Consider the following 7,917-nt stretch of genomic DNA (forward strand, 5'->3'; position numbering starts at 1 on the left):
CGCCTACAGGGTCACGCCGACGGTCACCGGTTCGTTGACGAGGGTGACGCCGAAGGTGCGGTGCACTCCCGCGACGACCTCGCGGGCGAGGGCGAGGAGGTCCTCCGTGGTGGCCTCGCCGCGGTTGGTGAGGGCGAGGGTGTGCTTGGTGGAGATGCGGGCGGGGCCGGTGCCGTAGCCCTTGGTGAAGCCGGCCTTGTCGATCAGCCAGGCTGCGGAGGTCTTGGTGTGGCCGGGGCCGGCGGGGTAGGCGGGGGGCTGGGCGTCAGGGCCGAGGTGCCGGCGCACGCGCGCGTGGAAGGCGGCGAAGTCGGCGTCGGCGAGGATCGGGTTGGTGAAGAAGGAACCGGCCGACCAGGTGTCGTGGTCGTCGGGGTCGAGGACCATGCCCTTGCCTGAGCGCAGCTTCAGCACGGTCGCGCGCGCGTCGGCGAGGGGGACTCGGTCGCCGGGTTCGACGCCCAGGGCGCGGGCCGTCTCGGCGTACTTGATCGGCGCGGAGAGGCCGCCGGCGTCCTCGAGCTCGAAGCGGACGCGGAGGACGACGTACCGGTCGGGGTCGACCTTGAAGCGGCTGTGACGGTACGAGAAGGCGCAGTCGGCGTTGGTGAGGGTGACGGTGTCGCGGGTGACGCGGTCGTAGGCGATCACGTGGGTGATCGTGGCGGAGACTTCCTGGCCGTAGGCGCCGACGTTCTGGATGGGGGTGGCGCCGGCGGAGCCGGGGATGCCGGCGAGGCATTCGACACCGGCGAGCCCGGCGTCCACGGTGCGGGCGACGGCGTCGGTCCACACTTCGCCCGCGGCGAGCTCCAGACGGGTGCCGGTGAGTTCGATGCCCTTGGTGGCGATGAGGAGCGCGGTGCCGTCGAACCCCTTGTCGCCGATGACCAGGTTCGATCCACCGCCGATGAGCAGGAGGGGCGTACCCGAGTCGTCCGCTTCGCGAACGGCGTCGATCACCTCGGCGTCGGTGGTGGCGGTGACCAGCCGGGTGGCGGGGCCGCCGAGACGGAAGGTGGTGAGCGGGGCGAGGGGGGCGTCGTGTCGTTCCTGCACGGGTCAAGGGTACGTGGGCGCTGCCGCTGGGCTGTGCGGGTGCGGGTGCGGTGCGGCTGGGTGGGGGTTCGCGTCTTGCGCGGGTGGTTCGTCGGGGGTCGGGGCCGCGCCGGGGGGTGTCCGTCCTCGGAACGGCGCGGAATCGGTCACTTATAGAGGGTCCTCGTGTTGACGCGCCAACCGCTGCGGGCGGACACCCCCCGACACGTCCCCTCACGTTCGAACGCGGCTGCCTCGCCGTGGGGGTGCGCTCCAATACGCCGACACGTCCCCTTCCCGCCGTACGCGGCTGCGGGTCCGCGGGGGTGCGCTCCCATACGCCGGCTCGCGTCATTCGGCCCCTCCGACTCCAATACGCCGGTCCGTATCGTCCAGCCCGTCCGGCTCCGGCACTCCGGTCGCATCGATCAGCCCGTCCGACTCCGACACTCAGGCCCGCATCACTCAGCCCTGCTCGCCCCCCATACGTCGGCCCGCATCACTCAGCCCGTCCGGCGTTTGAGGACGAGGCCCCTTCAGGGCCGGCGGGGGTCCAGGGGGCGGAGCCCCCTGGTGGGGTCGAAGGGGCAGCGCCCCTGGGGATGGGACGGGTAGGGGCGGCGGGGGCGAGGAAGCCGGTTGGCCCCTGCCATCACGGCGGCATGCGAGCGGCCCCGCCCCCACCAAGGGACGGAGCCGCTCGCCTCGGTCAGGCCGCGACCGTCTCCCGTACTAGCGACGCCTCGTCCTCCACCACGACGTCCCGCCCGGCACGCCCCCGCGGAATCATCAGCGCCGCGACACCCGCCAGCGCCACAACCCCGGCCCCGGTCACCAGCGCGGGCCGCAACCCGTCGACGAACGTCTGACCGGTCTCGTATCCACCCTGCGCCGAGAAGATCGACCCCATGATCGCGATCCCCAAGGCGCCGCCCACCTCACGCAGCGCGTTGTTCGCCCCGGAAGCAATCCCCTGCTCCGAACGCCGCACGCTGGACATGACCAGGTTGGATGCGGGAGCGAAGAACAGCCCCATACCGATCCCGCTGATGATCAGACCGGGCAGCTGGACGCCGTACGACGCGTCGACGGTGATGACCGACGCCAGGTACCCGAGCCCCGCCGCCTGGAAGAAGAGGCCGGTAGCGACGACGGGACGGCCGCCGATCCGGTCGGAGAGGATGCCGGCGATCGGCGCGACGAGCATCGGCATGCCCGTCCACGGCAGCATCCGCAGCCCCGCCTCGGTCGGCGAGTACCCCAGCACCCCCTGCATGTACTGACTGAGCAGGAAGATCGACCCGAACATGCCGAGGAACATCAGCAGACTGGCCGCGTTGATGCCGGAGAAGGCCCGCGAGCGGAACAGCCGCATCGGAAGCATGGGGTTCTTGGCGCGGGTGCTGTAGATCACGAAGCCTGCGAGGAGGGCAGCCCCGGCGAACAGGGCCGTGAGGACCAGGCCGTCCGTCCAGCCGTCCGCCGGGCCGCGGACCAGGCCGTAGACGATCCCGAAGAGCCCGCCGCTGGCGAGGAGCGTGCCGGGGATGTCGAGCGGGGCGCCGGTGCCGTACGACTCGGCGAGTCGGAGCCGGGCCAGGGGCAGCAGGGCGACGCCCAGCGGAACGTTCAGCCAGAAGATCCACTGCCAGGAGATGTGCTCGGTCAGGCTCCCGCCGATCAGTGGTCCGGAGGCCACGGCGAGTCCGTTCACCGCGCCCCAGATGCCGTACGCCATCCCGCGCTTCGCCGCAGGCACGGCGGCGGTGAGCAGTGTGAGCGTCAGCGGCATCATGATCGCCGCTCCTACGCCCTGGACCGCGCGGGCCGCGATGAGGCTGTCGATGCCGGGTGCGAGGGCCGCTCCCGCGGAGGCGGCGGTGAAGATCGTCAGGCCGGTGAGGAAGAGCCGCCGGCGGCCGAAGCGGTCACCGAGCGCCGCGCCGAACATGAGGAGGACGGCGAAGGTGAGGGTGTAGGCGCTCACCGTCCATTCCAGGTCGTGCAGCCCGCCGCCGAGGTCCTCGCGGATGGAGGGCAGGGCGGTGGTGACGACGAGGTTGTCGAGGGCCGCCATGAACCCGGCGACGCTGGTGATGACGAGGGCCCAGACGGCTCCCCCGCGTGACGGCTTCTGTGCGACTTGCTGTGACATTGCTCCCCCAGAGCTGCCTAGATAGTTATTGATTACTAACTTTCACGCTCATGAAAAGGCGCGATGACGCCTCGTGACTCACTTCTCCAGCCGGCCCGTGGCCCGCGCCGACGGGTACATCCCCTCCCACACCCGGTGCTCGGGCGGAAACCCCATCGCGACCAGGCAGTTGATGAGCATCCCGTACGCCAGGAAGTTCGTCGTCTCGCCCGCGTCGGCACCCAGCGGCAGATGGACCGTGTCCCACAACCGCATCCAGCCCTCACGCACGGCCGCCCCGAACTCGTGGTCGCCCTCCTCCTCGGCGGCGCCCACGGCGACGTACATCTGCATCTGCATCAGCAGCCGCTCCGGGTACTCCGCGATGACCTTGGTGTACGCGTTCGCCATGGCATGCAGGGCGTCTTCGCCCCGGAGCCCCTCGGCGGCCTCCTCGAAGGTGCGGATGGTTTCCTCCACACACCGCTCCGACGCCGCCAGGAAGATCGCCTTCTTGCCGGGGAAGAGCCGGAAGAGATACGGCTGCGAGACCCCGACCCGCTTGGCGATCGCCTCGGTCGAAGTGCCGTGGTAACCGCCGCGAGCGAACTCGATCGTCGCCGCGCGGATCACGCTCTCGCGCCTCTCCTCTGCGCTCATCCTGGCCATGAGTAGAAAGTTAGTACTCAATCACTAACTACGTCAAGAGGTTCGGGGCGGTGCCAGGAACGGCTTCACCGCACCGGCCGTTGGGGCTGGTAGGGGGCCTGACACCAGTAAGGGGCGCCCCACCATGGAGGACGCCCCTTACCGCTCGCCTTTCACCCCCGGCTCAGGCCAGCCGTACAACCGCCCGAGACATCCCCAGCACCTTCTGCCCGGCGCTGGTCGCGGTCAGGTCCACGCGGACCGTGTTGTCGTCGAGCTTGGCCGCGACCTTGCCGCTGACCTCGATCACGGCACCCTGGTCGTCGTTCGGGACGACGACGGGCTTGGTGAAGCGGACGCCGTACTCGGCGACGGCCCCCGGGTCGCCGACCCAGTCCGTCACCACGCGGATCGCCTCGGCCATGGTGAACATGCCGTGCGCGATGACGTCCGGCAGTCCGACCTCCTTGGCGAACTTCTCGTTCCAGTGGATGGGGTTGAAGTCCCCGGAGGCGCCCGCGTACTGCACGAGCGTGGCGCGGGTCACGGGAAAGGTCTGGGCGGGCAGCTCGGTGCCGACCTCGACGTCGTCGTATGCGATCTTCGCCGTCATCGTCTTCCTCACGCCTCCTCGGCCGCGCGCGCGACGAGCTTGGTCCAGGCGGTCACCACGTGCTCGCCGGCCTCGTCGTGGACCTCACCACGGATGTCCAGGATGTCGTTGCCCGCCAGGGACTTGATCGCCTCGATGGTGGAGGTGACCGTCAGACGGTCGCCCGCGCGGACCGGGCGGGCGTAGGCGAACTTCTGGTCGCCGTGCACGACGCGGCTGTAGTCCAGGCCCAGTTGCGGGTCGGCGACGACCTGGCCCGCGGCCCTGAAGGTGATCGAGAACACGAAGGTCGGCGGGGCGATCACATCGGGGTGACCGAGCGCCTTGGCCGCGTCCGGGTCGGTGTACGCCGGGTTGGCGTCCCCCACGGCCTCCGCGAACTCACGGATCTTCTCCCGGCCCACCTCATAGGGGTCGGTGGGCGGGTAGGTCCGCCCCACGAAGGACTGGTCGAGCGCCATGGACTCGGCACCTCCTGATCGCTGGGTACTGGGTACGGGCCGGCATCGGCGCACTGGGTACTGGCCGGGTATCGGCGTACCGGGTACTGGCCGGTATCGGCCCATGAACGACGCGAGGCCGCCCCCCTGACTGCTGGGGGCGGCCTCGCGTACGAGCCTGATTTATCGCGTCTCGCGGTGCGCGGTGTGCGCGTTGCAACGCGGGCAGTGCTTCTTCATCTCCAGTCGGTCCGGGTTGTTACGCCGGTTCTTCTTGGTGATGTAGTTCCGCTCCTTGCACTCCACGCAGGCCAGCGTGATCTTCGGGCGGACGTCGGTGGCAGCCACGTGAGTGCTCCTTGACGAACGGATAGGACTGATTTAACGCAAAGAAGAGTAGCCGATCGAAGGACCGACCCCACAATCGGCTACTGTCAGTAGCGGTGACCGGACTTGAACCGGTGACACAGCGATTATGAGCCGCTTGCTCTACCGACTGAGCTACACCGCTGTGATGCGATCCGTCCCCGCCTTGCGACGGGAACCTCACACACCAGAGCCCCAATACGGAATCGAACCGTAGACCTTCTCCTTACCATGGAGACGCTCTGCCGACTGAGCTATTGGGGCGAGCGATGAAGACATTACACGGTCCGCAGCGGTTCACCCAAATCCGTTTCGAGGCCCCGCCCGCGCCCGCTCCGGCGCCCTTCCCACCGGCCTCCGAAGCCTCTCCCGTACGGCGGACCACACCGGTACGACTATTGCGCTCCTCCGCGCCGTGAGCGGATCGCCACCCTAGGCTCGACTCACTCTCCGTGATCTTGCGTCCCCGCCACGAGCCTTGACCTTGAGCCCCTGGAGCGCGATGCCCGACAGCCAGCCGCAGCCGCCCCCCTCGTCGTCCTCGTCCGGCGCCTCCGACACCACCTCACTGCTGCTGTGCGGGGCACGGCTGACCGACGGCAGGACCGTGGACGTACGGCTCGGCGGCGGGCGCATCGAGGCGGTGGGCACGGCGGGCAGCCTGGCGGCGGGCGGCACGCGCGCGTGCGGGACGCGTGTGGACCTGAGCGGCTATCTGCTCCTCCCGGCCCCCGTCGAGCCGCACGCCCACGGCGACACCGCCCTCTCCGACGACACCGGCGGCCCGGTCTCGTACGACCCCCAGGACGTCCAGCGCCGGGCCACCGAGGCCGCGCTGCTCCAACTCGGGCACGGGGCGACCGCGTTGCGCGCTCACGTGCGCGTGGGCGACGTCCAGGGGCTGGGCGCGCTGGCCGCCGTGCTCCAGGCCCGGCGTTCGCTGCGCGGGCTCACCGAGCTGACGGCGGTGGCGATGCCGCGGCTGCTGACCGGCGTGGCCGGGGCGGAGGGGCTCGCGATGCTGCGGGACGCGGTGAAGATGGGCGCCTCGGTGGTCGGCGGCTGCCCCGACCTCGACCCGGACCCCACCGGCTATGTCCAGGCGGTCCTGGACATGGCGTCCGAACACGGCTGCCCGGTCGACCTCCACACCGACGCCACCGACCCCGCCCGCCTGTCCCGCCTCGCCGCCATGGCCGGTGGTCTGCGTCCCGGCGTCACCCTGAGCCCCTGCGGCAGCCTCGGCCGCCTCCCCTCCGAGGTCGCCTCCCGCACCGCCGACCAGCTCGCCGCGGCCGGCGTGACGGTCGTATGCCTGCCGCAGGGCGGCTGCGCGGGCGTGGAACGGCGCGGCACGGCTCCTGTACGGCTGCTGCGCGCGGCCGGCGTGCGGGTGGCGGCCGGGAGCGGCGCATTGCGGGACGTGTCCAACCCGGTGGGCCGCGGGGACCCGTTGGAGGCGGCGTACCTCCTGGCCTCGCGGAACGGCCTGCGTCCCGAGGAGGCGTACGACACCGTCAGCACGTCCGCGCGCGCCGTGCTGGGGCTGCCCGAGGTGCGCGTGGAGGCGGGTTTCCCGGCCGAGCTGCTCGCGGTGCGCGGGGAACGGCTGGCGGGGGCGCTGTCGCTCGCCTACAGCCGCATCGTGGTGCATCGGGGGCGTGTGGTGGCGCGGACGAGCGCGGTACGGGAGTTCTGCGACTCGGCGGCGGCTGCGGAGTTGGGGCTGCCTCGGCAGGGGCGGGGGGAGCCGTCTTAGGGGCGCTGGGGGCGGTGGGGCGTGAGCGTGAGTGGCGACGGTGCGGCGCGAGCCTGAGCGGCGACGGGTGCTGATCCGGGTGGGCCGAGGAGGGGGCGGCGGGTGCCGTCGTGATGGGCGGGGCGGAGCTCAACTCCCCCGGCCGGCGCGGTCGTACGTCTGATGCGGCCGCGTGCCGGAGACGGTCGTACGGCGAATGTCGGCGTACGGGCGTACGGTCGAAGGCATGCGCATCGTCATCGCTGGTGGTCATGGTCAGATCGCGTTGCGGCTGGAGCGCCTGCTCGCCGCGCGTGGGAACGAGGTCGCGGGCATCATCCGCAAGGCGGAACAGGGTGACGCCCTGCGGGAAGCCGGTGCCGAACCGGTCCTGCTGGATCTGGAGTCGGCTTCCGTCGAGGAGGTCGCGGCCCATCTGCAGGGCGCGGACGCGGCGGTCTTCGCGGCGGGCGCGGGTCCGGGCAGCGGCGTGGCGCGCAAGGACACGGTGGACAAGGGTGCGGCGGTGCTGTTCGCGGACGCGGCGGTCCGGGCTCGCGTACGGCGTCACGTGGTCGTGTCGTCGATGGGCGCCGATCCCGAGCACAAGGGCGACGACGTCTTCGACGTCTATCTGCGGGCCAAGGGCGAGGCCGACCGGTACGTCCGCGGCCTCGACGCCCTGGACTGGACGATCCTGCGCCCCGGCCAGCTGACGAACGACGCCGGTACCGGTCTCGTACGTCTGGAGGCGCACACCGGCCGTGGCCCGATCCCGCGCGACGACGTGGCCGCCGTACTGGCGGAGCTGCTGGAGACTCCGGCGACGGCCGGGCTGACCCTGGAGCTGGTCGGCGGGTCGGTGCCGGTGTCGGTGGCGGTGAAGTCGGTGGCCGGGAACTGAGAGAGGCGGCGCGCTCGGGGCGGGGCCGCGGCTAGA

General features: G+C 71.1%; 8 protein-coding genes and 2 tRNA genes. 2 read left to right on the forward strand and 8 right to left on the reverse strand.

The window, feature by feature from the left end; genetic code table 11:
• Window positions 1-3: 3 nt before the first annotated feature.
• From IQ210_RS45165 to IQ210_RS45200, 8 genes are all read right to left on the reverse strand, one after another.
• Complete coding sequence (locus IQ210_RS45165) at window positions 4-1,059, reverse strand: UDP-N-acetylmuramate dehydrogenase (RefSeq protein WP_194085070.1); 1,056 nt, start codon at window positions 1,057-1,059, stop codon at window positions 4-6.
• Between the two features lie 688 nt (window positions 1,060-1,747).
• A complete protein-coding gene (locus tag IQ210_RS45170; protein WP_194085071.1) occupies window positions 1,748-3,193 on the reverse strand; it encodes an MFS transporter in 1,446 nt (481 codons plus the stop codon).
• Window positions 3,194-3,271: 78 nt separating this feature from the next.
• Window positions 3,272-3,841 (reverse strand): TetR/AcrR family transcriptional regulator, encoded by a 570-nt coding sequence (locus IQ210_RS45175; RefSeq protein WP_194085072.1) that lies wholly within the window; start codon window positions 3,839-3,841, stop codon window positions 3,272-3,274.
• 163 nt (window positions 3,842-4,004) lie between these two features.
• Entirely contained in the window at window positions 4,005-4,433 is a 429-nt protein-coding gene (locus IQ210_RS45180) for a MaoC family dehydratase (protein ID WP_097267757.1), read from the reverse strand.
• Window positions 4,434-4,441: 8 nt separating this feature from the next.
• Complete coding sequence (locus tag IQ210_RS45185; RefSeq protein WP_194085073.1) at window positions 4,442-4,894, reverse strand: MaoC family dehydratase N-terminal domain-containing protein; 453 nt, start codon at window positions 4,892-4,894, stop codon at window positions 4,442-4,444.
• 162 nt (window positions 4,895-5,056) lie between these two features.
• Window positions 5,057-5,221 (reverse strand): 50S ribosomal protein L33, encoded by a 165-nt coding sequence (gene rpmG / locus IQ210_RS45190; RefSeq protein WP_003948671.1) that lies wholly within the window; start codon window positions 5,219-5,221, stop codon window positions 5,057-5,059.
• 90 nt (window positions 5,222-5,311) lie between these two features.
• Window positions 5,312-5,384: transfer RNA gene (locus IQ210_RS45195), tRNA-Met, on the reverse strand.
• 46 nt (window positions 5,385-5,430) lie between these two features.
• A tRNA-Thr gene (locus tag IQ210_RS45200) sits at window positions 5,431-5,503 on the reverse strand.
• A 238-nt stretch (window positions 5,504-5,741) separates the two neighbouring features.
• On the opposite strand from IQ210_RS45200, the gene IQ210_RS45205 reads away from it, so the two are divergent.
• Both IQ210_RS45205 and IQ210_RS45210 read left to right on the forward strand, forming a co-directional pair.
• Window positions 5,742-6,998 carry an amidohydrolase family protein gene (locus IQ210_RS45205; protein WP_194085074.1) on the forward strand — a complete coding sequence of 419 codons (1,257 nt, stop codon included), beginning with the start codon at window positions 5,742-5,744 and terminating at the stop codon, window positions 6,996-6,998.
• 226 nt (window positions 6,999-7,224) lie between these two features.
• Complete coding sequence (locus IQ210_RS45210) at window positions 7,225-7,881, forward strand: NAD(P)H-binding protein (RefSeq protein ID WP_194085075.1); 657 nt, start codon at window positions 7,225-7,227, stop codon at window positions 7,879-7,881.
• Window positions 7,882-7,917 lie beyond the last annotated feature (36 nt).

The organism is Streptomyces justiciae (assembly GCF_015163075.1).
In the GTDB taxonomy this organism is placed as follows: Bacteria; Actinomycetota; Actinomycetes; order Streptomycetales; family Streptomycetaceae; genus Streptomyces; species Streptomyces justiciae.

Excerpts from the sequence above, each read along its gene's own strand:
- IQ210_RS45170 (WP_194085071.1), bottom strand. The coding sequence starts at position 3,193 with ATGTCACAGCAAGTCGCACAGAAGCCGTCACGCGGGGGAGCCGTCTGG.
- IQ210_RS45175 (WP_194085072.1), bottom strand. The coding sequence starts at position 3,841 with ATGGCCAGGATGAGCGCAGAGGAGAGGCGCGAGAGCGTGATCCGCGCG.
- IQ210_RS45180 (WP_097267757.1), bottom strand. The coding sequence starts at position 4,433 with ATGACGGCGAAGATCGCATACGACGACGTCGAGGTCGGCACCGAGCTG.
- IQ210_RS45185 (WP_194085073.1), bottom strand. The coding sequence starts at position 4,894 with ATGGCGCTCGACCAGTCCTTCGTGGGGCGGACCTACCCGCCCACCGAC.
- IQ210_RS45205 (WP_194085074.1), top strand. The coding sequence starts at position 5,742 with ATGCCCGACAGCCAGCCGCAGCCGCCCCCCTCGTCGTCCTCGTCCGGC.
- IQ210_RS45210 (WP_194085075.1), top strand. The coding sequence starts at position 7,225 with ATGCGCATCGTCATCGCTGGTGGTCATGGTCAGATCGCGTTGCGGCTG.